Here is a 26,729-nt window from a genome sequence, read left to right as displayed (position 1 = left end):
GGGCTTCCTTAATCGATCATTTCGGTCTGGCGTTCGACCGGGTCGATCAGCACGGCCTTCTGCTGGCGCACCAGCAGGTCGAGGATTTCGTCCTGGCGCTCGCCGAGCACGCCGTTGAGGCTGATGCCGTTGGCCTTGCGCGGGGCGAGCATGGACACCTTGTACAACTCGACCGACAGCGGCGAGTCGATCGACAGCGGGCCGGAGCCGTTGGCTGACAGTTCGCCGCCGACCACGATCAGCGACACCTTGGTGTCGAACGGGTCGAGGGCGATATCGCGGTCGGTGTCGGACAGGTCCTTGATGTGCCCGTACACGCCGACCAGGCCGTTGGCCATGGCGATGTTCTCGTACAGGCGGATGTTCACGCTGTTGCGCACGCGGATGCCGTGGCGACGGTTGTTGATCAGCTTGTTGCCCCAGATCAGGTTGTCACCGCTCTCATACAAGGTGATGCCGTCGGTGTGGTTGCGGTAGATCTCGTTGTAGGCCACCAGGTTGTTGACGCTGTTACGGTCGATCACCACGCCGGAGAGCTTGTTGTCGTAGCTCTTGTTGTTGATGATCCAGCTGTCGTTGACCTCACGGGAAACGATGATGCCGTGCTTCTTCTTGGTGCCGTACACGGTGTTGCCGGCGATGATCAGGCGGTGCGAACGGTCGTGCGGGTCGATGCCGTAGACGATGTTGTCGTGGTAGGTGTTGTCCTTGACCACGAAGTCGGAGGTCTCGTAGCAGTAGAAGCCGTACCACATGTCACTGAACGTCGAACCGATGATCCAGCCGGTCGGTTCCGCGCGGCCCATGCGCTGAGACATGTTCGGTGTGTACTGCGAGATGCTCACGCCGTACGACTTGGACTTGGCATAGCCGAAGCTGGCCATCCTGGTGTTGACGATGTAGGTCTCGGTACCGCCCCACGACAGCAGGAACGGGCGGAATTCCTTGGGTGAGCGGAAGGTCGCCGGGCCGTTGTCCTTCTCGCGCCAGCCGGTCACCTGGGTGTCGGTGACGAACAGCTTGCCGTCGTTGACCAGGAACGCGCCGCCTTCCTGGGACAGGCGCAGTTGCTTGACCTTGCCGTCGATCTCGAGAATGCCCTTCTGCCCGACCACGATCGGCAGGCGCGCCAGGTACACGCCCGGTTCGACTTCGCTGAGGTACTGCCTGGGCACCTTCTTGCTCAGCTCGACCAGGTCGACATGGCCGTCATCGACGAAGATCGCCTGGGGAATGCCATGCTGGCGCTGCACCCACTCGGCGGCCTTGTTGTCGCCGCCGACGAATTCCTTGAGGGTGTCCTCCTGGAACATGCGGCGCACGCTGACCTTGCCCTTGTGGCGGCGGTCGATCTTCTTCTGCACCGCTGCGACGGTGTAGCCGGTCAGGTCGGGCAGTTTCGGCGGGTCCATCTGCAGTGGTTCGATCGGTGCGCTGGCCACGGTGTAGGTCTTGGCCTGCTGCAGCTCCTTGGCGATCACCTGGGGTTCTGCGGCCGCGGCCAGGCCGCTGGCCAGCAGCAAGGCGCTGGCCAGGAGGCTGTGACGGATGTGCGGGTGAAGGTTCATCAGGGGTCTCCCGGCCTCAGAAGCGCCAGATCACGTCGACGAAGGCGCGGTGCATGTACGAGTCCGCTTCCTTGCCGTAGGCGTCACCCGGCTTGAACACACCGGCACGCAGGCGTACCAGGGCGGAAGGCTCGTCGATCGCCTGGCTCATCGAAGCCGGCAGCAGGCCTTGCTTGAAGTACTTGGTGACGACCACGTCCATTTCCTGGCCGAGGTCTTTTTCGCCATCGACCAGTTGGCGGTTCACGCCGTTGTCGTCGACCACCGCGTTGATACCGCTGGAACCGATGTTCTGGTTACCGTCGACGCGCCAGAACTTGTGGTAGATGAGGCTGGCGTCGTAGTCGTCGCGCAGCTGCCAGGAGGCGAACAGGGTGGCCGCCTGCAGGTTGCCCAGCTCGCCGCGGAAGGCTTCGCCGAAGCGGTGTACGCGCGAGCGGGTGCCGGTGAAGTTGGAGCGGTTGCTCTCAAGGCCGGTCTGCTCGAAGTTGTTCGAACCGTCGTCGCCACCGCCGCCGCTGCCGCGGGCGTAGGCCGCACCGACCTGCCATTGCGGGTCCAGGCGCAGGCGGATGCCGAGGTCGGTGGCCCAGGCGTTCACGTCGCCGCTCTGCTTGCCGGTGGCGACCTGGTCGTCACCGACCAGCTGGGAGCTCAGGGTGTCGCGGTTACCGGTCAGCCAGGTGACGCTGCCCCAGTAGTTGACGGTGTGGTCGTTGCGCCAGTTGTAGGCGTCGCTGTTGGCCTCCAGGCCCAGCCAGGTGAGGTCGCCGGTGCGGGTCTTGTCCAGCGCGTCGACGGTTTCGCCCGGGTTCTTCAGGCTGCCGCTGTCATGGGTGTGATGGGCGCGTACACCCACCCAATGGCCAGGGGTCCACTGCTTGGCGACGTTGCCGTAGATGTGCGTGCGGTCCTTGTCTTCCGGTGCCAGCTCGGTGAGGTCGGTGCGGTATTCGCTGAAGCGCTGGGCCACGCCCAGGTCGGCCTTGAGCAGGGTGGTGTCGAAGGTCCAGTTCAGTGCTTCGATGTTGGTGTCGCGCCACATGCCGTCGTCGCTGCGCAGGCGCTGGCGGCCGAGGCGCAGCTGCTCGCCTGGGTAGGCGGTGAGGCCACTGTAGCCGACCCAGAACTCGCGCATGGCCAGGTAGCTCTTGTCCGGCTTGCGGCTGTCGTCGCCGGTGTCGGTGGTGGTGCCGTCGTCGTTCTGGCGCAGGGTGTCGGTTTCGATGGTGTCGGTGGCCGCAACCGCCTGGCCCATGGCATAGGCGCTCCAGTTGCCGCGTTCGCCGTAGACCCACGGGCGCAGGTCGAGGCCCAGGCCGTTGACGTCGCCGCCAGGACGGGTACCGAGGTCACGGTCGTCTTCCGACTGGCCGGTGATCTTCACATCCAGGCCGAAATTCTTCTGGGCGGTCATGTCCGCCAAGGTCGGGCAGGACCACAGCAGGGCGAAGCTCAGGCCGATGCCGGCTTTCACGAATGGATTGAGCGTCATAGCGAGTCCTCACCTTCTACTTCTTTTTCGTCGTCTTGCAGGGCTTCGAGGGCCAGGGTGCTGTTGGCGCCCTGGATCATGCTGCCGCGGGCCTGCTTTTCCTGCGCCAGCAGGCTCTGCGCCTGGCTGCGCTGGTCAGGCGTGAGTTGCTGGTCGAGCTGTTGCAGCAGTTCGCTGGACTGTGGCGTCGGGTTGGCCTGGGCCAGCTGGGCGAATACCCAGGCGTTGCCCGGTTGCGGGCGGATGCCATGGCCTTCGCTGAACAGCTGGGCGAGGGCGTAGTCGGCGCTGTTCTGGCCGCCACGGGCGGCGGCCAGCAGGTTGTCCACAGCCTTCTGCGGCTCGACCTTGCCCAGGTAGCCGCGGCGGTACAGCTGGCCGAGGTAGTAGTGGGCGCTGATTTCGCCAGCGTCGGCGGCGGCCTGCAGGTGTTGCTCGGCCTTTACCGCGTCGGCGGGCAAGGTCTTGCCTTCGTAGTACAGGCGGCCCAGCAGCAGTTCGGCGCGTGGCTGTTCGGCTTCGCGGCCCTTGTCGATGTAGGCCATCAGCTGGTTGGTGTCGCCCAGTTCGGGGAAGTCGTACAGCAGCTGCGCCAGGCTGACCCAGGACGCCGGGTTGGCCGGGGCGACCTGCTCGAGCAGGTCCTTGGCGGTTTTTTCGTCGGTCTGACCTAGGCTGCGGTCTGCCAGCACGCGGGCGACACTGTCGACCCGCGTGGCCGGCACCGCACCACGGGCATAGGCGGACTTGAGCTGGCCGAGCAGGGCGGCCTGTTGATCGGCCTGGCCGCGCTTCTGGTACACGGTGGCCAGCTCGACGTAGCAGATGTCGGTGGTGTTCAGCGCGGCCTTGCAGATTTTCTCGACGTCGCCCAGGTGCTGGTCGTAGGTGCCCTGGGTGCGGTACAGCAGCACCTGGGCCAGGCCCGCTTCCGGGTTGCCGGCGGCGCGCCACTGGTCGATCTGCTGCTGTGCGTTGACCTTGGGGAAGCTCTGCGGGTAGGTCAGGTAAAGCATTGCCAGCGGGATCAGGGTGTTGCTTTCACCTTGCCTGGCGGCGAGCTTGAGCAGGGTCTCGGCTTCTTCACGCTCGGCCTGGGTGCTGTCGGGCTTGGCCACCAGCAGGCGGCCGAGGCGCGCCTGGGCACGCGGCGAGGTGGAGGCGGCAGCGCGGTAGGTGGCTTCGGCTTCGCGGATTTTCGCCGGGTCACGGGTGGCCACCTTGATGTCGGCCAGGCCCACTTGCGCGTCGCTGTAGCCGAGGTCGGCCAGGGCCTTGTAGTTGCGCTCGGCCAGCGCGGTGTCGCCGCGCTTCATGGCTTCGTTGGCCAGGCGCTGGTCGGGCAGGCCCGCACAGCCGGCCAGGGCGACCGCCGCAGCCAGGGCACAGAGGCCCAGGCTTGCGCTTTTCTTATGGGAAATCATCTCGGGATCCTCTTACAGACCACGGGCCACGGCTTTGTCGATCAGCCAGTTCAGCGAAGGGCCACGGTCGCTGTTGACCGCGGCAGGGCGCCCGGCCAGTTCGGCTGGCATGGCGCTGTCGGGTTTGATCTGCACGCGGATGTCGGAGGCCAGGTCATCGCTGTTGAGGCTGGCGCTGCTGACGATCTGGCCGGTGCGCACTTCGTCTTCGCCGGCCACCTGGAAGTTGACCCGGGTGCCTGGCTTGACCTCGTCGAACTGGCGGTAGCTGAAGCGTGCCTCGACCATCGGGGTGGTGGTGCGCGGCACCAGCTGGAAGATCGGCTGGCCTTTGGCGGCGTACTGGCCGTCGTCCACCAGCTGGCGGGCGACCACGCAATCGCAAGGGCTGGTGAGGGTGCCGGAGAGCTGCTTGCCGAACAGTTCCTCGATCTTCGCTGGCTCCAGCTGCGCGTCGTCCAGGTTGCCCTTGAGCATGTCCAGCATGCTGGTGGTGAAGCTGGCCAGCGGCGCGCCCTTGACGATCTGCCCACCGGTTTCGGCCAGGCTGTTGACGGTGCCGTCGCGCGGCATGGTGACGGTGGTGGTTGGCACGGCGACCACGCCGGCTTCGGCATGGCTGACGAAGTACATGCCATACAGTGACTTGGCGACGAAGCCGAAGGCGGCCACGCCGACCACGAACACGCCGAGGGTCACGGTCACCGCTTTCAGGCGGCCGAAGGCGGACAGCCCGGAGCCACCATCCTTCTGCTTGCGTGCCTTGGTGAAGTTGTCGCGCTGCAGGGTGCTGAGCACGTCGCCCACGGTGATCAGTTCACCCGACAGGTGGGTGGTGATGATGTGGCGCAGGGTGGCGATGTCGCGGGGTTCGAGGTTCTGGAACTGCGCGCCGGTACGGCCGCTGCCGCTGTTGTAGCCGCGCACCTGGAACTCGATGTCCATCGACAGGCCGAGGTTGTCGACCGTGAACTGCAGGCGACCGCGCAGCACTTCACCGACCGACAGTGGCTGTTTGGTGTGGAAGCTCAGGCCACCGGCGGAGAGGTCGTCGACCTTCACATCGTGGGCCTGGCGCTCTTTGTCGAGGAAGCGCAGCTTGGCCGGGATGCGCACCCGGGCGTGTTGGCGCTGGGCCTCGGACTCATGCACGACGTTGACGTTCACGGCGGTATTCATCTGGGTTTGTTCCTGTTAGTTCCGATCCGGGTTGGGCTCACACGACCATGAACAGCACAGCGACGAAGATGCTGGCAGCCGAGAAGGTCATGGTCCGCGAGGACCAGGTGTTGAACCATTGTTGAAAGCTGGCGAGGTCACGCTTGAGGGCAGTCGGTTGGCGGGTCCAGGACTGCTTGTCGAGGCGGAAGAACACGTAGATCTTCATCAGCGCGCCGACGATCTGGTTGTAATAGAGAATCAGCGGGTAGGCCGGGCCTACGTTGTGGCCCGAGCACAGCAGCATGACGGTGAGGATCAGGCGGGTGATGCCGATCCACAGCAGGTACACCAGCAGGTAGGCCATGCCGAACTTGAGGCTGGCGATCACCGCCACGGTCAGGCCGAGCAGGCTGGTCCACATCGACACGCGCTGGTCGAACAGCACGATGCTGGTGAACAGGCCCAGGCGGCGCAGGCCAAGGCCCAGGGCGCGGGAGTTCTGCCGCAGGTTGTTGCCGTACCAGCGGTACATCAGCTTGCGGCTGGCCTTGAGGAAGCTCTTCTCCGGCGGGTGCTCGACCGTGTTGATTGCAGCATCCGGCACGTAGAAGGTGTCGTAGCCCAGGCGCATCAGGCTGAACCAGCTGGACTTGTCGTCACCGGTGAGGAACTTGAAGCGGCCCAGGCGCCAGTGCATCAGCGAGTCGCTTTCGACGTCGGCGATGAACTCGGGGTTGGTCACCACGCTGGCGCGGAACATCGACATGCGCCCGGTCATGGTCAGCACGCGCTTGGACAGGGCCATCGAGCACATGTTGATGTGGCGCTGGGCGAAGCGCAGCTTGTGCCACTCGCTCATGATGTAGCCGCCGCGCACTTCGCAGAATTCGTTGGTGGTCAGGCCGCCGACGTTGGGGAACAGCTTGAACCACGGCACGGTCTTGCGCACCACGCCTTCGCCGAGCACGGTGTCACCGTCGATCACCGCGACCACGGCGTTTTCGTCCGGCAGCATCCGCGAGATGGCGCGGAAGCCATAGGCCAGGCCGTCGCGCTTGCCGGTGCCGGCGATACGCACGATGTCCAGCTTGACGTGTGCGGGCGGGTTGTAGCGGGCCCACAGGCTCTTCACCAGCAGTTCATCGGACATCTCCACCAGCGAGCAGACCACGGTGGTGGGGTAGCCGCATTCGATCGCCTCGCGGATCACCGAGCTGTACACCTGGGCGGTGGTCAGCGCTTCGATCCGGAAGCTGGTGACCATCAGGTACACGTGCGACGGTGCGGCGGCATCGCCCATCTTCTGTACCTTGCGGCGCAGGTACGGGTATACGCCGTAGAGGAAGATCATGCCGCGGATGAAATGGGTGGCGCCCATGGAATAGCGCCAGATGCCGACTGCGCCGACCAGGAAGATGAAGTGCTTCGACTGCGAGTCGAAGATATCGGCTGGCAGGGCCAGGGCGATCAGCATGAGCAGGCTCATGTAGAGCAGCCACCCGGCGCACTGCAACAGCACTGTCTGGAGCCTTTGCATGTTCAGCATCCGTCGAGAATTCGGGAAAGGGTGGGCAGCGGAGTTGGGGAAGCCCCCGCTGCCCGGCCGAGGGCTTACCAGCAGATGCCTTCGGTACGGCTGGTGGTGCAGGTCGGCTTGCTCATGAAGCCGACCAGGTCGATCACCTGCTTGCCTTCCGGCGCTTGCTGGGCAAGGGCGCGGAACTGCTCGTCACGGTTGCCCAGGACGATGACATCGGCGTTGTCGATGACTTTCTGGAAGTCGGCGTTGAGCAGCGACGAGACGTGGGGGATCTTCGACTCGATGTACTCTTTGTTCGCCCCGTGGACGCGGGCGTACTCGACGTTCTCGTCGTAGATGTCCAGCTGGTAGCCCTTGCCGATCAGGCGCTCGGCCAGTTCCACCAGCGGGCTCTCACGCAGGTCGTCGGTGCCGGCCTTGAAGCTCAGGCCGAGCAGGGCGACCTTGCGCTTGTCATGGGCTTCGATCAGTTCGAAGGCGTTCTGCACCTGCGATTCGTTGCTGCGCATCAGCGAGTCGAGCAGCGGTGCACGTACATCGAGGGACGCGGCGCGGTAGGTGAGGGCGCGCACGTCTTTCGGCAGGCACGAGCCACCGAAGGCGAAGCCAGGGCGCATGTAGTACTGCGACAGGTTGAGCACCTTGTCCTGGCAGACCACGTCCATCACGTCACGGCCATCGACGCCGACGGCTTTGGCGATGTTGCCGATCTCGTTGGCGAAGGTGACCTTGGTGGCGTGCCACACGTTGCAGGTGTACTTGATCATCTCGGCCACTTCGATCGGCTTGCGGATGACCGGTGCGTCGAGTTCTTCGTACAGGGCTTGCAGCACGTCGCCGCTGGCCTTGTCCAGTTCACCGATGACGGTCATCGGCGGCTGGTCGTAGTCCTTGATCGCGGTGCTTTCACGCAGGAACTCCGGGTTCACGGCCACGCCGAAGTCGACGCCGGCCTTCTTGCCCGAGCAGTCTTCGAGAATCGGGATCACCACGTTCTTCACGGTGCCCGGCAGCACGGTGCTGCGGACCACGATGGTGTGGCGGCGCTCGCTGTCGCGCAGCACATAGCCGATTTCGCGGCACACCGACTCGATGTACTCGAGGCCCAGGTCGCCATTCTTCTTGCTCGGGGTGCCGACGCAGATCATCGACACGTCGCTGGCGCGGATGGCCTCGGCGAAGTCGGTGGTGCCACGCAGGCGGCCGTTGGCGATGCCTTGTTGCAGCAGTGCTTCCAGGCCAGGTTCGACGATGGGCGACTTGCCCTGATTGATCAGGTCGATCTTGGTCTTGGACACGTCCACACCAATCACGTCATGGCCTCGCGCCGTCAGGCAGCCCGCACAGACCGCACCCACATAACCCAAACCAAAGATGCTGATACGCATCGCTATCACCTCATGTGTTTATCACGCCAGCTCCTCCGGGAAGAGCCGGACTGGGTTGATTAACAACAGTTTTCGGGCGCACGGATCCATGGCGAATTGCTCACTTCGCCGAGCGCAGGCATGAATAAATCCGTCGCGCACAAAGTTGTGCACTAAAAGTTGGCAGTAATAAGCCAGTATTTAAAAGGCGTGCCCTGTCATGCAGCCGTCTTTATTGCAATGCGCTAACGGGCGCACTGCTGTGCTTGTTCTTTCAAGTGGAAAAATCCTTTGAAATCAACCACTAGGACGAATTTTAAGGGGCGCGTCTGTCCTCCATGGACGGGGCCTTCGGGGTAACCCGTTGCACCGGTCTAACTTTGTGAGGCGGGTGCTAGTCACCTGCCGGTTGTCATCTGTAAGTCATCTCTCACACCCCATGGGCAGGAAATTCGTTACGGCACTATGAGCGATGGGCCGCTGTAGAAGTTCCTGAGCGGGTTCCGCTTCGATGAAAGATTTCTAAATAATTTTTCAGTAGCAAATACTTTCAAACTGATAGCACGTCACAGTTTCACCCCCGGTTATAAAGGACGAGACTGAAGCGAGGTGTTGTTATGCCAGCATGAAAAAATATTTTTCAAAATTCGTCAAAAAAGCACGAACGGTCTTATGACGTTTGGCGATAGAAGGGCGCTTGTCGAGTTTTTGGCGCCTGATTATTGACTTGGTGGCTTTTTACAATCGCCCTGCAATGGGGCATTGGTTGGCACATATCCGGTAACACTCAAAGGCCTCACGAAAGCTAAGGCTTTGCCAGCGACTGCCGTTACCCCCTTTGGACGCTCTGTGGAGCTGTTCATGTACGAAGGAGCGTCTTGGGCAACCTCGGGCCACTGGCCACCGCGGGTGTCTCATCCATCAATCACATGGAAGAGACGAGAGAAAGCGTATGAAGACGACAACACAGGTTCTGATCGGCGGGGTATCGCTGCTGCTTGTTGGCATGGTGCAGGCGGGGCCGAACGTCAATGTGACGTTCAAGAATCTCGGAGGGCAGGACGCCGTACTGAAAATGGTGACCTCCAATGAAAGCAGCACGTACCAGATAGCAACTCCGAAGCCGGCCAATAAAGTAGCGACGAAGATGCAGACCACGTTTGATGTACAGCGTGTGATAAGCCCTGACGTCAATGCAGCAATGGTACGTTATACGCTAGGTGGTAAGACTTGCGCGTTTGGGACGACCTTCCAGATGAGAGTTTTAACAGGGGGAATCAAACAGCCGGAGTGGACTAAAACGGCGACACCGAGCGGAGGGGCTACCTGCACTGCGAACATCACGCGTACCAATGCCGACTACTCATGGTCAGTTGAATTCACTATGAAGTAATTCTGCATATTTGGATTGGGCAGTAGCACGCATCTGAATGGACTGCGTGTTGCTGCTGGACGGCGGATATTTTCGGGTGAGGTGATATATGCAACTTCCAAAAAATACGGTTTTCGCAAAAGGACAAATGCCAGAGACCCTGCCGGTCAGGCGAGCCCCGAGTGTTGAGAAAGAGTCACAGGTCAAAGCGCTTGAAAGTGACCGTAAGCCAGAAAATTCGGAGCTTTCAAGCCTTTCTCTGCAGCTCAGTGCTGCAGCGCAACGCGCGGCGATTCGAGACAGTCAGCTTTCTCGTAGCGAACTGTCGGCATTGGCTGCACGCATGCTGGAAAAGCTGACGGGTGCCAGCTACTCATTCAGCAAGTCATCGTACGATAACTTTTTGCCCGACACCGATGATAGGGAATTGTTGGCGCGGGCTCAGCAAGCCACCGACTTCGCGAATGGTCGAGGTCCCAATCCATTTACGGGTTTGTCCTCTGATCAACTCAGTTTGATTACATATGATGAGGGTAGTGACTTTACTGTAAATGAGCGCCGAGCTGCGCGATTGGAGTTGGCAGGTCGACGATCGGAATGGTCAGTCTACATAACCCAAAAAATGGAAGGTGAACGCCAGCGAACAGGAGGGGTAGAACAAGGTGTACGCGAGATTATCGAGTATTACAGAGCGCTTCCGGCTATGGAAGAGTCGCAGATTCTGGGTAATTGGGAGATGGATTACAGAATGATGCTCTCTCGCTACGGTGAAGAGGGCGAAGCATTCGATATGTCATTGATCGACCTCGTTGCCAAACAATGGAAAACGGAAGAAAACTCGTCCTCAATGCCGTTTGATCCCACCTCTGATGCCATTGGCCAGGAGGGCACCAAGGGATGACCTCGATCATTTCCCTGCACGGCGTCACACGTCGGCTGGGAGGTGAAGCCGTCCTCCAGGACGTATCGTTTTCCCTCCCCGCTGGCCAATCCTGCGCCATCATCGGTGCATCCGGCTCTGGCAAAAGCACGCTACTCAACCTGATCGGTCTCCTTGACCAGCCCTGTCATGGGCGTCTGGTACTGGATGGAAATGAGGCGGCACAAGCCGATGCCGATCAGCGTGCAATTACACGTAATCGCCTGCTTGGTTTCGTGTTCCAGAGTTTCAACCTGCTGCCACAGCTGTCCGTGCTGGAAAATGTTGCGCTGCCGTTGAGCTACCGCGGCATCCGCCTGGCTTCGGCTCGGCAGATCGCCAAGGTCCAGTTGGAGAAAGTCGGCCTGGAGCCTCGTGCGAAGTATCGCCCGGCCGACCTCTCCGGCGGCCAGCGGCAGCGAGTGGCAATTGCCAGGGCTTTGGTTACAGAACCACGGATTCTGCTGGCCGATGAGCCCACCGGCAACCTGGATGGTGACACGGCGCGGGGCATCATTGGGCTGCTGACGACGTTGAACCGTGAGCAGTTCATGACGCTGCTGATGGTGACGCATGACCCGGCCATGGCGCGGTGCATGGACCGGTGCCTGCTGGTTCGCAATGGTGGCGTATTCGATGCCTGAAGCCGGCTACGGCCCTGCAACTGGGCTTGCGCCTGGGCATGAGCGCGCAGTTGGCGCTGTTGCTTCACCGCCAGGAGCAGGCGATGGTGGTGCCTGCACAGGCGTTGCAGGTGGACGAGGCCGGGCGCACCTATGTGCTGTTTCGGGCCGACGAGCGCCAGGCACCGCGCAAAGTGCCGGTCACGCCGGGCTCGATGGGGGGGCAAGGTGTCGAAGTACAGGGGCTGGAGAGTGGCTCCGTGCTGATACTGCCGGAGCCGCCAGGCGGCTCCGACATCGATCAGTCGGCTGGATGATCGCGCAGGAACACTAGATGATCGGCCTTCGACTGCTCGGCACTGTAGTAGTAGCCCTGCACGTCGAACTGCTTGAGCCGCTCCGGATCGTTGACCCGCTCCTGGATCACGAAGCGGCTCATCATGCCGCGGGCCTTCTTGGCGTAGAAGCTGATGATCTTGTACTGGCCGTTCTTCAGGTCCTTGAAGTCGACGTTGATCACCCGGCCCTTGAGCGCGCTGCGTTTCACCGCGCTGAAGTATTCGTTACTGGCCAGGTTCAGCAGCAGGTCGTCGCCCTGGTCGGCCAGCGCCTGGTTCAGCCATTCGCTGATGCGCGTGCCCCAGAAGGCATACAGGTCCTTGCCGCGGGCATTGGCCAGCTTGGTGCCCATTTCCAGGCGGTAGGGCTGCATCAGGTCGAGCGGGCGCAGCAGGCCGTACAGGCCGGAGAGCATGCGCAAATGTTCCTGGGCATAGCTGAAATCGTCCTCGCCGAGGGTTTCGGCATCCAGGCCGGTGTACACGTCACCTTTGAACGCCAGCAGCGCCTGCTTGGCGTTGGCCTGGGTGAAGTCCGGGGTCCAGCTGCCGAAGCGCGCGGCATTGAGGCCGGCGAGCTTGTCGGACAGGTGCATCAGCTCGCTGATCTGCGCCGGCGACAGTTCGCGCAGCTGCAGGATCAGTTCCTGGGAATCGTCCAGGTATTGCGGCAGGGTGAAGCGCTCGGTCACCGGCGCGGTGTCGTAGTCGAGGGTCTTGGCGGGGGAAATCACCGTCAGCATCGGGTCGGCTCCTGGAATCGTTGCGGGGAATTCTACGGATCGCGGCCGCTTACGCCAAACTATGGCGACAATAGTCACAGACCATCGCCGAAGCAGGCGTTATAGTGCGCGTTTTGGCTGTCACGGAGAGACCGATCGTGCGCATTGCCGGGGCCTTGCTGGCCACCTTGTTGAGCCTGGCCACCCAGGCCGCCCCCATGCCCCCGGCCAGCCTGGACCGCAGCCAGTGGCCAGAGCAGTTGGACAGCCCGGTGCTGTTCGACGTCGCCTCGCGGGCCGAGATCCTGTCGTTCGCCCGGGTGCTGCATGAAAGCGAGCTGCTCGACGATGGCGCGCTGGCTGCGCGGTTGGGCCTGCGGCAGATCAACCTGCAGAAGATCCGCGCTGTGCGCGCGCAGATGTGGCAGCGGTTGTGGCAGGGCTACCAGCAGGCGCAGCGCAGCTGCGAACAGGATGCCTCATTCTGCTACCTGCTTGAGTCTATGGCCGACTTGCGCACCAAGGCGGCGACATTCGCCACCGATGTCGGCACGTTCTATACCGGTTGGATCGAGCCCAGCCATCAGTTCCATGTGCGTTACCTGGATGAGCAGCTGCGCAAGGCCGCGTTGCTGCCGCAGACCAGCAGCGAGGTCGAACGCCTGTCCAGCCGCGAGCGCAATGGCGATGAACTGAACGACCGCATGTTCCTGCTGACCTTCGTCGGTGGCCCGGGGGCCGAGGGAGGTAGCACCGATGAACTGACCGAGTACCTGCGCAAGCAGAAGCTGCAGGGCACTTTCTTTGTCCTGGGCAATCGCCTGCAGCAGCGGCGTGATACCGGCGCGGCCAATGCGCTGGCTCAGCTGTATGCTGGCCAATGCGTGGGTATCCAGGGATGGGAATATCGCTCTCACGCCCAGTGGCAGGGTTGGCAGGACTCGATCAAGCGCGCCCAGGCGCGGGTCCAGGCCGACCTGCCGGAACAATACGTGCCGCTGTTCCGCCCGCCCTATGGCCAGCGCCGGGCTGACGGCGAAGCCTTCATGGCCAGCCAGCAATTGCGGGTTTCGCTATGGGATATCGACGCTCAGGATGATGGCCCACTGACTGCCGACGCTTCGGCCCAGCGGGTGGTGACCTTGATGCTGCTATGGCGCAAAGGGGTGATCCAGTTCCACGACAGCCTGCCCAAGGCGCAGCCAGCGGTCGAGTGGGTGCTGCACAACACGGTGCAGAGCGGGATCGGCTGGGAAGGTTGCCGTGATTACGCTTATCGCGAATAGAGGGTATGACTTTTGACTGTAGTCTCGTCTGGCGTTGCCGCCAAGCGCTCTTCGTCAATCGGAAAAATAAACTTCAAAATCTCGTAAAAATGCTTTTTTCAGTCATCGTTTTTGCGGTATGAAGAAACCAGACAGCCGATTCCTGCAGCACAGGTGGCGTCATCCAGGCCCACCTTGCCAGGTACGCTTCCCGCCCGTAGCAACGCGGATACGGGGAGAACGGCGGTCACTCTGCGGCACTACAGAGCGTGCCGTGTGGCTTCGACATAAGGTGACCGAGTATGGATGACCAAGGACGCAACCCTTCCTCCAGCAAGCCAATCCTCTATGTGCTCGATACCAACGTCCTGATTCACGACCCTAACGCATTACTCAACTTCGAGGAGCATCACGTCGCCATTCCGATGACGGTGCTGGAGGAACTCGACAAGCTCAAGACCGGTAAACAGACCATCGCCGCCGAATGTCGCCAGGCCATCCGCCTGATCGACCAGACCCTGGGTGACGCTTCGCCCAGCGATGTCGAGCAGGGCGTGCCGATCCAGCGCGGCAAGAGCGGGCCCAAGGGGTTCCTGTCGATCCTGATGAGCCCGCGCAACGAGCCCAGCAAGTTGCTGCCGGAAAACCTCAACGACAACATCATCATCAACACCCTGCTCGAGGTACGGACCCGGCGCACCGACCTGGACGTGGTGCTGGTCACCAAAGACATCAACATGCGCCTGAAAGCGCGCGCCTGCGGGATCGCGGCCGAGGACTACAGCACTGACCAGCTGGTCGACGACGTGTCCTTGCTGTCCAAGGGCTATCACTCGGTCACCGGCTCGTTCTGGGACCGGGTGAGCAAGGTCGATACCCGTCAGGAGCGCGGCCGCACCTGGCATCGGGTTCAAATGATCGACAACCTGCCCGCCGTGCACATCAACGAGTTCATCATCGACGAGCAAGGTTTTGTCGGCTGGGTAAAAGGCATCCGTAACGATGAACTGCTATTGCTCGACCTGCACCAGGAGCCGTTGCTGCATCAGGAGGCCTGGGGCCTGAAGCCACGGGACATTCATCAGAGCCTGGCACTGTTCGCCTTGCTCGACCCGGATATCCACCTGGTCAACCTGACCGGCGCTGCCGGCTCCGGCAAGACCATCCTGGCCCTGGCCGCCGCCATCGAGCAGACCATGGTCAGCAAGCGCTACCGGCGTATCATCGCCACTCGCAGCGTGCAGGGGCTGGACCAGGAGATCGGCTTCCTGCCGGGCACCGAGGCGGAGAAGATGGAGCCTTGGCTGGGCGCCATCACCGACAACCTCGAAGCCTTGCACATGGACGACGAAAGCACCCATGGCAGCGTCGAGTACATCCTCGAGCGCGTGCCGCTGCAGTTCAAGTCGCTCAACTACATCCGTGGGCGCAGCTTCCAGCAGAGCCTGATCCTCATCGATGAGTGCCAGAACCTCACGCCGCACCAGATGAAGACCATCATCACTCGGGCCGGCTCCGGTTCCAAGGTGGTGTGCCTGGGCAACCTGGCGCAGATCGACACGCCTTACCTGTCCGCGACCAGCTCGGGCCTGACCTACCTGACCGAGCGCTTCAAGGACTTCCCCCATGGCGTGCACATCACCCTGCAGGGTGTGCCACGCTCGGTGCTGGCCGAGTACGCCGAGTCTCACCTGTAACCCTCCCAGCCGGGCGGCTCGCTGCCCGGCTTTTTTCCACTGCGCAATCCTGACCCACGGGTTTACACTCTCTGTTCCCTTCACAGGAGCAGAGCAGTGCTGACTCATCTTGATTCCCAGGGGCGCGCCAACATGGTCGACGTCACTGAAAAGGCCGTGACCGAGCGCGAGGCCGTGGCCGAAGCGCGGGTGCGCATGTTGCCGCAGACCTTGCAGATGATCGTCGACGGCGAGCATCCCAAGGGCGATGTGTTCGCCGTGGCGCGAATTGCCGGTATCCAGGCGGCGAAGAAGACCAGTGACCTTATCCCGCTGTGCCACCCGTTGATGCTGACCAGCGTCAAGGTCGAACTGAGCGCCGAAGGCCAGGACGCGGTGCGCATCGTCGCCCGCTGCAAGCTGGCCGGGCAGACCGGCGTCGAGATGGAGGCGCTGACCGCCGCCAGCGTCGCCGCGCTGACGATCTACGACATGTGCAAGGCGGTCGACAAGGGCATGGTCATCGAGCAGGTGCGCCTGCTGGAAAAGCTCGGTGGCAAGAGCGGGCACTACAAGGTGGAGGCATGATGAAGGTCAAGGTGATGTACTTCGCCCGTTACCGCGAGCTGCTGGGCGTCGATGCCGAGCGCCTGGAGGGCGAGTTCAAGGTGGTCGACGATGTGCGCCAGGCCCTGGTGGCCAAGGGCGGGCAGTACGCAGTGCTGGCCGAGCAGAACCTTATGAGTGCGCGCAATGAAGAGCTGTGCAAGCTCGATGAGCCGTTGGAAGAGGGTGATGAAGTGGCATTCTTCCCGCCGGTGACCGGAGGCTGAACATGGCAGTGCGAGTGCAACACGGGGCGTTCGACCCGGGGGCCGAGGTCAATGCCATGCATGCGGCCAATGTCGGCGTCGGTGCGGTGGTCGGTTTCGTTGGCTATGTGCGCGATTTCAATGATGGTCGGGACGTGGCGGGGATGTTCCTCGAGCATTACCCGGGCATGACCGAGAAGGCCCTGGCCAAGATCGTGGTCGAGGCCGAGCAGCGCTGGCCGTTGCTCAAGGTCGAGGTACTGCACCGCATCGGTGCGCTGGAACCGGGTGAGCCGATCGTCTTTGTCGGCGTGGCCAGTGCCCATCGGCAGGCGGCGTTCGATGCCTGCAACTTCATCATGGACTACCTGAAGACCCGAGCGCCGTTCTGGAAGAAGGAAAATACCCAGGACGGGCCGCGCTGGGTGGAAGGCAAGCAGAGTGACCAGGATGCTGCAGGGCGCTGGTAAGGCAGGACACAGATCGCTTTTGCAGGAGCGGCACAAGGCCGCTCCTGCAACGATCAGTGATGCTTGCGCGGTACCGGCTTCAAAAGCTCATCCGGCGGCATTTCGCACTTGATCTTGCGCCCCAGCAGCTCTTCGATCGCCGGCAGCTGGTAGGAGTCATCTTCACCGGCAAAGCTGATCGATACGCCTTCAGCACCCGCACGCCCGGTGCGGCCGATGCGGTGCACATAGTCGTCCGGATCTTCCGGCAGGGTGAAGTTGATCACATGGCTGATGCCATCGATGTGAATCCCGCGCCCGGCCACATCGGTCGCCACCAGTACGGTGATGCGCCCTTCGCGGAAGTTTTCCAGGGTACGAATACGCTTGTGCTGCGGCACATCGCCAGACAATTGCGCGGCATTGATGCCGTCGCGCACGAGTTTTTCCTCGATGCGCCGCACCTCGTCCTTGCGGTTGGCAAACACCATTACCCGTTCCCACTTGTTCTGGGTCACCAGGTTGTACAGCAGCTTGTACTTGTCGCTGCCGGCTACCGCATACACGTGTTGCTCGACCGTTTCGCTGGCGACGTTCTCCGGCTCGATCTCGACGATCGCCGGGTTGGTGGTCCACTGTTTGGCCAGGTTCATCACGTCGTCGGTGAAGGTGGCGGAGAACAGCAGGGTCTGGCGTTCGCTCTTCGGCGGGGTCTGGCGGATGATCTGCCGGACCTGGGGGATGAAGCCCATGTCGAGCATGCGGTCGGCTTCGTCCAGCACCATCACCTCGACCATGTCCAGGTGCACTTCGCCGCGCTGGTTGAAGTCCAGCAGACGGCCCGGGGTGGCCACCAGGATGTCGCAATGGCGGGCCTCCAGGGCCTTGAGCTGCTTGTCGAAGTCCATGCCACCGACGAAGCTCATCACGTTCAGGCCGGTGTACTTGGTCAGGGCCACGGCGTCCTTGGCGATCTGTACCACCAGTTCGCGGGTTGGCGCGATGATCAGCGCGCGCGGCTCGCCCATGTAGCGCTCTTTCGGCGGCGGCGTCTGCTGCAGCTGGGAAATGATCGAAATCAGGAACGCCGCCGTCTTGCCGGTACCGGTCTGGGCGCGACCGATGGCGTCCTGGCCAGCCAGGGTGTAACCCAGTACCTGCGCCTGGATCGGGGTGCAGTAAGGAAAACCGAGGTCGTGGATGGCGTGCATCAGCTCGTTGGAGAGCTTGAAGTCGTGAAAGCGGGTCTTGCCTTCCTGCGGCTCGACCACGAAGTCTTCCGGCTTCCACAGGCTCGCCTGGGGCTTGGGTTTGCGTTCGCGACGTGGTTTGTCCTTGGCCGGCTTGTCGGCAGCGGCTGGGGCGTCGGCAGGTGCTTCGGCCTTGGCGGCGGGCTTTGCGCGCGGCGCAGCCGGTTTCGGCTCGGGCCGAGCCTCTGCAGTGGGGGCGGGCGCCGTTGGCGTCACGCTGGCAGCAGGAGCGACGGCCTGTGGCGCGGCGTCTCCTTTGCCGAATATTTTCTTGAGTGCCTTGAGCACGATCGTCTCATCAACTGGTTAAGGAATGTACGCCGGGCAGTGTAATGCAAGATCTGGGCGCGGCGTAGCGGAAAACTCCCACAACTACAGATGGGGTTGGCTTATTGCAATTGCTTGCTCAGCCAGTCGTGGATATCGCTCAGTTCCTCGACCACCACCTCGTGCTCCATCGGGTATTCGTGCCAGCGTGCGGCGACACCCCAGCTGTTGAGGTATTCAAACGCGGTACGGCCCATGGACGGAATCACCACCGGGTCGTGCACGCCGTGCAGGCACAGGGCCGGGGTGCGTTGCTGGCAGGCGCTCAGCTGGTGGCTGTCGGTGAAGGTCGGGGCGTAGGTGGACAGGGCGATCACGCCGCCCAGCGCTTCCTGCCACTTTATATAGGCGGTGTGCAGGACCACCGCGCCGCCCTGGGAGAAACCGGCGAGGAAGATCCGCGACAGGTTGATGCCCTTGGCCTGCTCGGCCTTGATCAGGCCGATGATCTGTTCGGCCGATTCTTCCAGCTGCGCTTCGTCGATGGCGCGGGCCGGGGTCATGGCCTTGATGTCGTACCAGCTGGGCATGGCGTAGCCGCCGTTGATGGTCACCGGGCGGGTCGGCGCCTGGGGCATGACGAAACGGGTGCTGAGCAGGCGTTCCTGCATGAATTCGGCCACAGGTAGGAAGTCGTAACGGTCGGCACCCAAACCGTGCAACCAGATCACACAGGCGTCGGCGGTTTTCTGGGGTTCGAGAATCAGCGGGTTGGTCATGACTGCTCCGAAAGAGTGCGGGTCTTGTTATGGCGTGCGTGAAAAGAAGGCGCTGCAATTGATTGTCAGAAAAAGAATGTCGCAACGATACAACTTTTCCTACTTGACGAATGCTTAAACGCTACAGCCAAAAGATCTGGTACGCGCTTTGCTATTCAACCTTCGATGCGAAGGGCAAAGCCCGACGGTAACACCCTTCGCACGCGAAGGCTGTCACAGAACAGCCCATTGCGCCAATTGACCCAAGAACAAGCCAACACGGGTCGGATGCGCCTCATAAGGGTGCGGTGCAATTCCGGCTCATACAACAAGAGCGATTTGGAGGTTGTGAATGAAGATGTTGAAAACCACCCTGGCAGTCCTGACCGCTGCCGCTGCACTGGGCGCCGTGAGCACCGCCCAGGCCGGCGCCACCCTCGATGCGGTAAAGAAGAAGGGCTTCGTCCAGTGTGGCGTGAGCGACGGTCTTCCAGGCTTCTCGGTGCCTGATGCGCAGGGCAAGATCGTCGGTATCGACGCCGACGTCTGCCGCGCCGTGGCCGCCGCGGTGTTCGGCGACGCAAGCAAGGTCAAGTTCAGCCAGCTCAACGCCAAGGAACGCTTCACCGCCCTGCAGTCGGGCGAGGTCGACGTGCTGTCGCGCAACACCACCTGGACCAGCTCGCGTGATGCCGGCATGGGCCTGGTGTTCGCCGGTGTCACCTACTACGACGGCGTTGGCTTCCTGGTCAACAAGAAGCTCGGCGTTTCCAGCGCCAAGGAACTGGACGGCGCGACCATCTGCATCCAGGCCGGTACCACCACCGAACTGAACGTGTCGGACTTCTTCCGTGCCAATGGCCTGAAGTACACCCCGATCACCTTCGACACCTCCGACGAAAGCGCCAAGTCGCTGGAGTCCGGCCGTTGCGACGTGCTGACCTCGGACAAGTCGCAGCTGTTCGCCCAGCGCTCCAAGCTGGCCGCGCCGACCGACTACGTGGTACTGCCGGAAACCATCTCCAAGGAGCCCCTGGGCCCGGTGGTGCGTAAAGGCGACGAAGACTGGTTCAGCATCGTCAAGTGGACCCTGTTCGCCATGCTCAATGCCGAAGAGGCCGGCATCACCTCGAAGAACGTCGAGGCCGAGGCCAAGTCCACCAAGAACCCGGACGTCGCCCGCCTGCTCGGCGCGGACGGTGAATATGGCAAGGACCTCAAGCTGCCCAAAGACTGGGTAGTGCAGATCGTCAAGCAAGTCGGCAACTACGGCGAAGTGTTCGAGAAGAACCTGGGCCAGAGTACCGACCTGAAGATCGACCGTGGCATGAACGCCCTGTGGAACAACGGCGGCATCCAGTACGCGCCACCTGTGCGCTGATGGCTGCACCCTGCGGCGGCATCCCGCCGCCGCAGGTTGTTCGAATCCCTATTTTTCGGGGCACTTCATGCAAAATCAAATTGACGCACCCAAGGGGCTGTCCCTGAACGACCCGCGTGTGCGCGCCTGGCTGTTCCAGATTCTCACGATCGTCTTCGTGGTGGGCCTGGGCTGGTACCTGTTCCACAACACCCAGACCAACCTGCAACACCGGGGTATCACCTCGGGTTTCGACTTTCTCGAGCGTAGCGCCGGGTTCGGCATTGCCCAGCACCTGATTCCCTATGTGGAGTCCGACAGCTATGCGCGGGTGTTCGTCATCGGCCTGCTCAATACCCTGCTGGTGACGTTCATTGGCGTGATCCTGGCGACCGTCCTCGGCTTCATCATCGGCGTGGCGCGGCTGTCGCCGAACTGGATGATCAGCAAGCTGGCGACCGTGTATGTTGAAACCTTCCGCAACATTCCGCCGCTGCTGCAGATCCTGTTCTGGTACTTCGCGGTGTTCCTGACCCTGCCGGGGCCAAGGGGCAGCATCAACATCGATGACACCTTCTTCATCAGCAACCGTGGCCTGAACATGCCCGGCGCCTCGATGGCCGATGGCTTCTGGCCGTTCGTGGTCGCCCTGCTGCTGGCGCTGCTGGCAATCGTGGTGATGGTGCGCTACGCCAACAAGCGTTTCGACGAAACCGGCGAGCCGTTCCACAAGTTCTGGGTGGGGCTGGCGCTGCTCATCGCCATTCCTGGCGCCTGCGCGCTGCTGTTGGGCAGCCCGGTGCATTGGGAGGTGCCGCAGCTCAAGGGCTTCAACTTCGTCGGTGGTTGGGTGTTGATCCCTGAGCTGTTGGCGCTGACCCTGGCGTTGACTATCTACACGGCGGCATTCATTGCCGAGATCGTGCGTTCGGGCATTCGTTCGGTGAGCCACGGCCAGACCGAGGCGGCCCACTCGCTTGGCCTACGCGACGGCCCGACCCTGCGCAAGGTGATCATCCCCCAGGCACTGCGGGTGATCATCCCGCCGCTGACCAGCCAATACCTGAACCTGGCGAAGAACTCGTCGCTGGCGGCCGGTATCGGCTATCCGGAGATGGTGTCGCTGTTCGCCGGTACCGTGCTCAACCAGACCGGCCAGGCCATCGAGGTGATCGCCATCACCATGAGTGTCTATCTCGCCATCAGCATCAGCATTTCGCTGCTGATGAACTGGTACAACAAGCGCATCGCGCTGATCGAGCGGTGAGGATACGCCCGTGAATGCCCATGTTTTCAAACCCGACATGCCGCCACCGGTGAAAACCGTCGGCGTGCTCGCATGGATGCGTGCAAACCTGTTTTCCAGCTGGCTCAACACCTTGCTGACCCTGTTCGCCGTGTACCTGGTGTGGCTGATCGTGCCACCGCTGGTGCAGTGGGCGTTGATCGACGCCAACTGGGTCGGCACCACCCGCGCCGACTGCACGAAAGAGGGCGCCTGCTGGGTGTTCGTGCAGCAGCGCTTCGGCCAGTTCATGTACGGCTACTATCCGGTCGAGCTGCGCTGGCGCGTGGACCTCACCGTGTGGCTGGCCGTGCTCGGCGCGGCGCCACTGTTCATCCAGCGCTTCCCGCGCAAGGCCTTCTATGGCCTGGGCTTCCTGGTGCTGTACCCGGTCATCGCCTACACCTTGCTGCACGGCGGCGTACTGGGCCTGAGCAACGTCGCCACCAGCCAGTGGGGCGGCCTGATGCTGACCCTGGTGATCGCCACCGTGGGCATCGTCGGCGCCTTGCCGCTGGGTATCCTGCTGGCCCTTGGGCGGCGCTCGCGGATGCCGGCGGTGAAGGTGGTCTGCGTGACCTTCATCGAGTTCTGGCGTGGCGTGCCGTTGATCACCGTGCTGTTCATGTCGTCGGTGATGTTGCCGTTGTTCCTGCCTGAAGGCATGAGCTTCGACAAGCTGCTGCGGGCGATGATCGGCGTGATCCTGTTCCAGTCGGCGTACGTTGCCGAGGTGGTCCGCGGCGGTCTGCAAGCCATCCCCAAGGGCCAGTACGAAGCCGCCGCGGCCATGGGCCTGGGCTACTGGCGCTCGATGGGCCTGGTGATTCTGCCGCAGGCGCTCAAGCTGGTGATCCCCGGCATCGTCAACACCTTCATCGCCCTGTTCAAGGACACCAGCTTGGTGATCATCATCGGCCTGTTCGACCTGCTCAACAGCGTCAAGCAAGCCGCCGCCGACCCGGCCTGGCTGGGCATGGCCACCGAGGGCTACGTGTTTGCCGCCCTGGTGTTCTGGATTTTCTGTTTCGGTATGTCCCGCTACTCCATGCACCTGGAGCGCAAGCTGGACACTGGCCACAAGCGTTAGGAGTTTCGAAATGAGTGAAGCGATCAAGCAGCCTGCCGGCCCCGAAGGCATCATCCAGATGCAGGGCGTGAACAAGTGGTACGGCCAGTTCCATGTGCTCAAGGACATCAACCTGAACGTGCGCCAGGGCGAGCGCATCGTCCTGTGTGGCCCATCCGGCTCCGGCAAGTCGACCACCATCCGCTGCCTCAACCGCCTGGAAGAGCACCAGCAGGGCCGCATCGTGGTCGATGGCGTGGAGCTGACCAACGACCTCAAGCAGATCGAGGCGATCCGCCGCGAGGTGGGCATGGTGTTCCAGCACTTCAACCTGTTCCCGCACCTGAGCATTCTGGAAAACTGCACCCTGGCGCCGATGTGGGTGCGCAAGATGCCCCGGCGCAAGGCCGAGGAAATCGCCATGCACTACCTGGAGCGGGTGCGTATTCCGGAGCAGGCCCACAAGTTCCCGGGGCAGCTGTCAGGTGGCCAGCAGCAGCGTGTGGCGATTGCCCGGGCGCTGTGCATGAAGCCGAAGATCATGCTGTTCGACGAGCCGACCTCGGCGCTGGACCCGGAAATGGTCAAGGAAGTGCTCGACACCATGGTCGGCTTGGCCGAGGACGGCATGACCATGCTTTGCGTGACCCACGAAATGGGCTTTGCCCGCACCGTGGCGAACCGGGTGATCTTCATGGACAAGGGGGAGATCGTCGAGCAGGCGGCGCCGGATGACTTCTTCGACCGACCGCGCAGTGACCGGACCAAGCTGTTCCTCAGCCAGATCCTGCACTGAGGCAAAGAAAAGGGGCCGCAAAGCGGCCCCCGCTTGAGGCCTTAATTATCTTCCGGGTTGGCAGCGGGCGCCGGCGGCGGGCGCAGTCCCACCTCGGCAATCAGCTTGAGCTGCTGACCATTGCGCATCACCTCGATGGTGATCTTGTCGGTCGGCTTGATCCGCGCCACCTGGTTCATCGACTTGCGCCCGTCACCCGCCGGTTCGCCGTTGATGCTCAGGATCACGTCACCCAACTGCAAACCGGCCTTCTGCGCCGGGCCGTCGCGGAAGATACCGGCCACCACGATGCCTGGGCGGCCCTGCATGCCGAACGATTCAGCCAGTTCCTGGCTCAACGGTTGCACCTCGATGCCCAGCCAGCCGCGAATCACCTGGCCATGTTCGACGATCGATTTCATCACTTCCAGCGCCAGCTTGATCGGGATGGCGAAGCCGATGCCCTGGGAACCGCCGGACTTGGAGAAGATCGCGGTGTTGATGCCGACCAGGTTGCCATTGGCGTCGACCAGCGCACCACCGGAGTTGCCCGGGTTGATCGCCGCGTCGGTCTGGATGAAGTCTTCGTAGTTGTTCAGGCCCAGCTGGTTGCGGCCGGTGGCACTGATAATGCCCATGGTCACGGTCTGACCCACGCCGAACGGGTTGCCGATGGCCAGCACCACGTCACCGATGTGGATGTTGTCGGAGCGGCCGATGGTGATGGCTGGCAGGTTCTTCAGGTCGATCTTCAGCACCGCCAGGTCGGTTTCCGGGTCGCTGCCGATGACCCGTGCCAGGGTTTCGCGGCCGTCCTTCAGGGCCACGACGATCTGGTCGGCGCCGCTGGTGACGTGGTTGTTGGTCAGCAGGTAGCCCTCGGGGCTCATGATCACCGCCGAGCCCAGGCTCGACTCCCAGCGGCGCTGCTTGGGCAGGTTGTCACCGAAGAAGCGGCGGAACTGCGGGTCTTCGAACAGCGGGTGAGCGGTCTTGTTCACCACCTTGGTGGTGTACAGGTTGACCACGGCCGGGGCGGCCAGGGTCACGGCGTCGGCGTAGGACACCGGGCCCTGCATGATCCGCGTGGTTTGCGGGGCTTGCTGCAGGTTGACGTCCTGGCTGGGCAGACCGACCCACTCCGGGTAGCGCTGGATGATCAGTACGGCGATCAGAATACCGGTGAGCAGGGGCCAGCCAAAGTAACGCAAAGCCTTGAACATGAACGAGTCCTGGAAAGAGCGGGGGCCGGTGGCCGCGCAGTGGGGCATGAGCGCGCGCGATCATACACCGGTTCCCCCGATGCCGGCGACGGCCCATAATGGCCGGCATTATACGGGCGTTCTGCAGGCGTTGCGCCCGTGAAAAACGCAGATTTCGAGGAGATTTTCATGGCCGTCGCACTCAACACCCTGGTCGAGGAAGCCGAACGCTACCTGGGCAGCGCGAAGATCCAGGATTATTGCCCCAATGGCCTGCAGGTCGAGGGCCGGCCGCAGGTCAGCCGCATCGTCAGCGGCGTCACCGCCAGCCAGGCCTTGCTGGATGCCGCTGTCGAGGCCGAGGCCGATCTGATCCTGGTGCACCATGGTTACTTCTGGAAGGGCGAGAACCCGTGCGTTACCGGGATCCGTCAGCGCCGCCTGAAGACCTTGCTCAAGCACGACATCAGCCTGCTGGCGTTTCATCTGCCGCTGGATGTGCACCCGGAGGTCGGCAACAACGTGCAGCTGGCGCGGCAGCTGGATATCACCGTCGAAGGGCCGCTGGACCCGGAAAACCCCAAGGTGGTCGGGCTGGTCGGCTCGCTGGCCGAGCCTGTGACTGCACGTGACTTCGCCCGTCGGGTGCAGGAAGTGCTCGGGCGTGAACCGTTGCTGGTCGAGGGCGACCAGATGATCCGCCGGGTCGGCTGGTGCACCGGGGGCGGGCAGGGCTACATCGATACGGCGATTGCCGCCGGGGTGGACCTGTACCTCACCGGCGAAGCGTCGGAGCAGACCTATCACAGTGCCCGGGAGAACGGGGTCAGCTTCGTTGCCGCGGGGCACCATGCCACCGAGCGGTATGGCGTGCAGGCGCTGGGCGATTACCTGGCGCGGCGCTTCGCCCTGGAGCATCTGTTCATCGATTGCCCGAATCCGATCTGACCCCTGTGGGAGCCAAACCCCCAGTCATATCGTTAGACTTTTTCGATCTAGCCCGCCTCCTAAATAGAAGCAGCCGCTGTGATAAAGTGGCTCGCTCGAACACGGCCCGCAGGCCGTCCATAAGATCGTTTTTCGTGTTTTTTCGTGAGTAGCCATGGTCGACAAACTGACGCACTTGAAACAGCTGGAGGCGGAGAGCATCCACATCATCCGCGAGGTGGCCGCCGAGTTCGATAACCCGGTGATGCTGTACTCGATCGGCAAGGATTCCGCCGTGATGCTGCACCTGGCGCGCAAGGCCTTCTTTCCGGGCAAGCTGCCGTTCCCGGTGATGCACGTCGACACCCAGTGGAAATTCCAGGAGATGTACAGCTTCCGCGACAAGATGGTCGAGGAAATGGGCCTGGAGCTGATTACCCACGTCAACCCCGAGGGTGTGGCGCAGGGCATCAACCCATTCACCCATGGCAGCTCCAAGCACACCGATATCATGAAGACCCAGGGCCTCAAGCAGGCGCTGGACAAGCATGGTTTTGACGCCGCCTTCGGTGGCGCGCGCCGCGACGAAGAGAAGTCGCGGGCCAAGGAGCGTGTGTACTCGTTCCGTGACAGCAAGCACCGCTGGGACCCGAAGAACCAGCGCCCGGAGCTGTGGAACGTGTACAACGGCAAGGTCAACAAGGGCGAGTCGATCCGCGTCTTCCCGCTGTCGAACTGGACCGAGCTGGACATCTGGCAGTACATCTACCTCGAAGGCATCCCGATCGTGCCGCTGTACTTCGCTGCCGAGCGTGAAGTGATCGAGAAGAACGGCACCCTGATCATGATCGACGACGATCGCATCCTCGAGCACCTGTCCGAGGAAGAGAAGGCGCGCATCGTCAAGAAGAAGGTGCGTTTCCGTACCCTCGGCTGCTACCCGCTGACGGGCGCTGTCGAGTCGGAAGCCGAGACCCTGACGGACATCATTCAGGAAATGCTCCTGACCCGTACGTCCGAACGCCAGGGCCGTGTCATCGACCACGATGGCGCCGGTTCCATGGAAGACAAGAAACGCCAAGGCTACTTCTAATTTCAGGGTTAC

General features: G+C 62.3%; 25 protein-coding genes. 15 read left to right on the top strand and 10 right to left on the bottom strand.

Annotated features, from left to right (window positions below):
- Positions 1–8 precede the first annotated feature (8 nt).
- The 6 genes from algG to ACIPZ8_RS10185 all read right to left on the bottom strand — a co-directional run bounded on the left by algG (position 9) and on the right by ACIPZ8_RS10185 (position 8,576).
- On the bottom strand, positions 9–1,568 hold the full coding sequence (algG, locus tag ACIPZ8_RS10210; RefSeq protein WP_400722204.1) for a mannuronan 5-epimerase AlgG: 1,560 nt from the start codon (positions 1,566–1,568) through the stop codon (positions 9–11).
- 16 nt (positions 1,569–1,584) lie between these two features.
- Positions 1,585–3,063 (bottom strand): alginate export family protein, encoded by a 1,479-nt coding sequence (locus ACIPZ8_RS10205; RefSeq protein WP_400722201.1) that lies wholly within the window; start codon positions 3,061–3,063, stop codon positions 1,585–1,587.
- Entirely contained in the window at positions 3,060–4,487 is a 1,428-nt protein-coding gene (algK, locus tag ACIPZ8_RS10200; RefSeq protein ID WP_400722198.1) for an alginate biosynthesis TPR repeat lipoprotein AlgK, read from the bottom strand. The genes ACIPZ8_RS10205 and algK overlap by 4 nt, the downstream gene beginning before the upstream one ends.
- A 12-nt stretch (positions 4,488–4,499) precedes the next feature.
- The gene (locus tag ACIPZ8_RS10195; RefSeq protein WP_400722196.1) at positions 4,500–5,666 is read right to left on the bottom strand and encodes a PilZ domain-containing protein; all 1,167 of its coding nucleotides are present in this window, start codon (positions 5,664–5,666) and stop codon (positions 4,500–4,502) included.
- 37 nt (positions 5,667–5,703) lie between these two features.
- Complete coding sequence (locus ACIPZ8_RS10190; RefSeq protein WP_400722193.1) at positions 5,704–7,185, bottom strand: glycosyltransferase family 2 protein; 1,482 nt, start codon at positions 7,183–7,185, stop codon at positions 5,704–5,706.
- A gap of 74 nt (positions 7,186–7,259) precedes the next feature.
- Positions 7,260–8,576 carry a nucleotide sugar dehydrogenase gene (locus tag ACIPZ8_RS10185; RefSeq protein WP_400722190.1) on the bottom strand — a complete coding sequence of 439 codons (1,317 nt, stop codon included), beginning with the start codon at positions 8,574–8,576 and terminating at the stop codon, positions 7,260–7,262.
- A 931-nt stretch (positions 8,577–9,507) separates the two neighbouring features.
- Here ACIPZ8_RS10185 and ACIPZ8_RS10180 point away from each other — a divergent pair.
- From ACIPZ8_RS10180 to ACIPZ8_RS10165, 4 genes are all read left to right on the top strand, one after another.
- Positions 9,508–9,948, top strand: coding sequence for a hypothetical protein (locus ACIPZ8_RS10180; protein ID WP_400722187.1), 441 nt, complete (start codon positions 9,508–9,510; stop codon positions 9,946–9,948).
- 88 nt (positions 9,949–10,036) lie between these two features.
- Positions 10,037–10,828, top strand: a complete 792-nt coding sequence (locus ACIPZ8_RS10175; protein ID WP_400722184.1) for a hypothetical protein — start codon at positions 10,037–10,039, stop codon at positions 10,826–10,828.
- Entirely contained in the window at positions 10,825–11,490 is a 666-nt protein-coding gene (locus ACIPZ8_RS10170) for an ABC transporter ATP-binding protein (RefSeq protein ID WP_400722181.1), read from the top strand. Before ACIPZ8_RS10175 ends, ACIPZ8_RS10170 begins: the two co-directional genes overlap by 4 nt.
- The gene (locus tag ACIPZ8_RS10165; protein WP_400722480.1) at positions 11,451–11,786 is read left to right on the top strand and encodes a hypothetical protein; all 336 of its coding nucleotides are present in this window, start codon (positions 11,451–11,453) and stop codon (positions 11,784–11,786) included. Before ACIPZ8_RS10170 ends, ACIPZ8_RS10165 begins: the two co-directional genes overlap by 40 nt.
- Here ACIPZ8_RS10165 and yaaA read toward each other — a convergent pair.
- On the bottom strand, positions 11,771–12,550 hold the full coding sequence (gene yaaA / locus ACIPZ8_RS10160) for a peroxide stress protein YaaA (RefSeq protein ID WP_400722178.1): 780 nt from the start codon (positions 12,548–12,550) through the stop codon (positions 11,771–11,773). The genes ACIPZ8_RS10165 and yaaA overlap by 16 nt on opposite strands.
- A 137-nt stretch (positions 12,551–12,687) precedes the next feature.
- On the opposite strand from yaaA, the gene ACIPZ8_RS10155 reads away from it, so the two are divergent.
- The 5 genes from ACIPZ8_RS10155 (at position 12,688) to moaE (ending at position 16,752) form a co-directional block, all read left to right on the top strand.
- The gene (locus tag ACIPZ8_RS10155; protein ID WP_400722176.1) at positions 12,688–13,815 is read left to right on the top strand and encodes a polysaccharide deacetylase family protein; all 1,128 of its coding nucleotides are present in this window, start codon (positions 12,688–12,690) and stop codon (positions 13,813–13,815) included.
- Positions 13,816–14,096: 281 nt separating this feature from the next.
- Positions 14,097–15,491 (top strand): PhoH family protein, encoded by a 1,395-nt coding sequence (locus ACIPZ8_RS10150; RefSeq protein ID WP_400722173.1) that lies wholly within the window; start codon positions 14,097–14,099, stop codon positions 15,489–15,491.
- Between the two features lie 96 nt (positions 15,492–15,587).
- On the top strand, positions 15,588–16,058 hold the full coding sequence (gene moaC, locus ACIPZ8_RS10145; protein ID WP_400722170.1) for a cyclic pyranopterin monophosphate synthase MoaC: 471 nt from the start codon (positions 15,588–15,590) through the stop codon (positions 16,056–16,058).
- Entirely contained in the window at positions 16,058–16,303 is a 246-nt protein-coding gene (gene moaD, locus ACIPZ8_RS10140; RefSeq protein ID WP_099815833.1) for a molybdopterin converting factor subunit 1, read from the top strand. Before moaC ends, moaD begins: the two co-directional genes overlap by 1 nt.
- A gap of 2 nt (positions 16,304–16,305) precedes the next feature.
- Positions 16,306–16,752 (top strand): molybdopterin synthase catalytic subunit MoaE, encoded by a 447-nt coding sequence (gene moaE / locus ACIPZ8_RS10135; protein WP_099815832.1) that lies wholly within the window; start codon positions 16,306–16,308, stop codon positions 16,750–16,752.
- A 53-nt stretch (positions 16,753–16,805) separates the two neighbouring features.
- On the opposite strand, the gene rhlB is transcribed toward moaE, so the two are convergent.
- Both rhlB and ACIPZ8_RS10125 read right to left on the bottom strand, forming a co-directional pair.
- Positions 16,806–18,269, bottom strand: coding sequence for an ATP-dependent RNA helicase RhlB (rhlB, locus tag ACIPZ8_RS10130; RefSeq protein ID WP_400722167.1), 1,464 nt, complete (start codon positions 18,267–18,269; stop codon positions 16,806–16,808).
- Between the two features lie 101 nt (positions 18,270–18,370).
- Entirely contained in the window at positions 18,371–19,027 is a 657-nt protein-coding gene (locus ACIPZ8_RS10125) for an alpha/beta hydrolase (RefSeq protein WP_400722164.1), read from the bottom strand.
- Positions 19,028–19,358: 331 nt separating this feature from the next.
- Here ACIPZ8_RS10125 and ACIPZ8_RS10120 point away from each other — a divergent pair, with 331 nt between their 5' ends.
- The 4 genes from ACIPZ8_RS10120 to ACIPZ8_RS10105 all read left to right on the top strand — a co-directional run bounded on the left by ACIPZ8_RS10120 (position 19,359) and on the right by ACIPZ8_RS10105 (position 23,516).
- Positions 19,359–20,387 carry an amino acid ABC transporter substrate-binding protein gene (locus ACIPZ8_RS10120; RefSeq protein WP_294325215.1) on the top strand — a complete coding sequence of 343 codons (1,029 nt, stop codon included), beginning with the start codon at positions 19,359–19,361 and terminating at the stop codon, positions 20,385–20,387.
- Positions 20,388–20,454: 67 nt separating this feature from the next.
- Positions 20,455–21,633, top strand: a complete 1,179-nt coding sequence (locus tag ACIPZ8_RS10115; RefSeq protein ID WP_400722161.1) for an amino acid ABC transporter permease — start codon at positions 20,455–20,457, stop codon at positions 21,631–21,633.
- 10 nt (positions 21,634–21,643) lie between these two features.
- Complete coding sequence (locus tag ACIPZ8_RS10110) at positions 21,644–22,741, top strand: amino acid ABC transporter permease (protein WP_400722158.1); 1,098 nt, start codon at positions 21,644–21,646, stop codon at positions 22,739–22,741.
- Between the two features lie 10 nt (positions 22,742–22,751).
- Positions 22,752–23,516, top strand: coding sequence for an amino acid ABC transporter ATP-binding protein (locus tag ACIPZ8_RS10105; protein WP_027918029.1), 765 nt, complete (start codon positions 22,752–22,754; stop codon positions 23,514–23,516).
- A 41-nt stretch (positions 23,517–23,557) separates the two neighbouring features.
- Here the strand turns inward: ACIPZ8_RS10105 and algW are convergent, their stop codons facing one another.
- Complete coding sequence (gene algW / locus ACIPZ8_RS10100) at positions 23,558–24,718, bottom strand: Do family serine endopeptidase AlgW (protein WP_294325209.1); 1,161 nt, start codon at positions 24,716–24,718, stop codon at positions 23,558–23,560.
- 168 nt (positions 24,719–24,886) lie between these two features.
- Here algW and ACIPZ8_RS10095 point away from each other — a divergent pair, with 168 nt between their 5' ends.
- Positions 24,887–25,645: a Nif3-like dinuclear metal center hexameric protein gene (locus ACIPZ8_RS10095; protein ID WP_152954828.1), complete on the top strand. Its 759-nt coding sequence runs from the start codon at positions 24,887–24,889 to the stop codon at positions 25,643–25,645.
- 154 nt (positions 25,646–25,799) lie between these two features.
- Entirely contained in the window at positions 25,800–26,717 is a 918-nt protein-coding gene (gene cysD / locus ACIPZ8_RS10090; RefSeq protein ID WP_060508578.1) for a sulfate adenylyltransferase subunit CysD, read from the top strand.
- The last annotated feature ends 12 nt before the right edge of the window (positions 26,718–26,729 follow it).

Origin of the sequence: Pseudomonas sp. NPDC089422 (assembly GCF_044749405.1) — a bacterium.
Classification (GTDB): Bacteria; Pseudomonadota; Gammaproteobacteria; order Pseudomonadales; family Pseudomonadaceae; genus Aquipseudomonas.
Note: the sequence above shows the minus strand (reverse complement) of the source record. Positions and strands in the feature narration are given on the sequence as shown.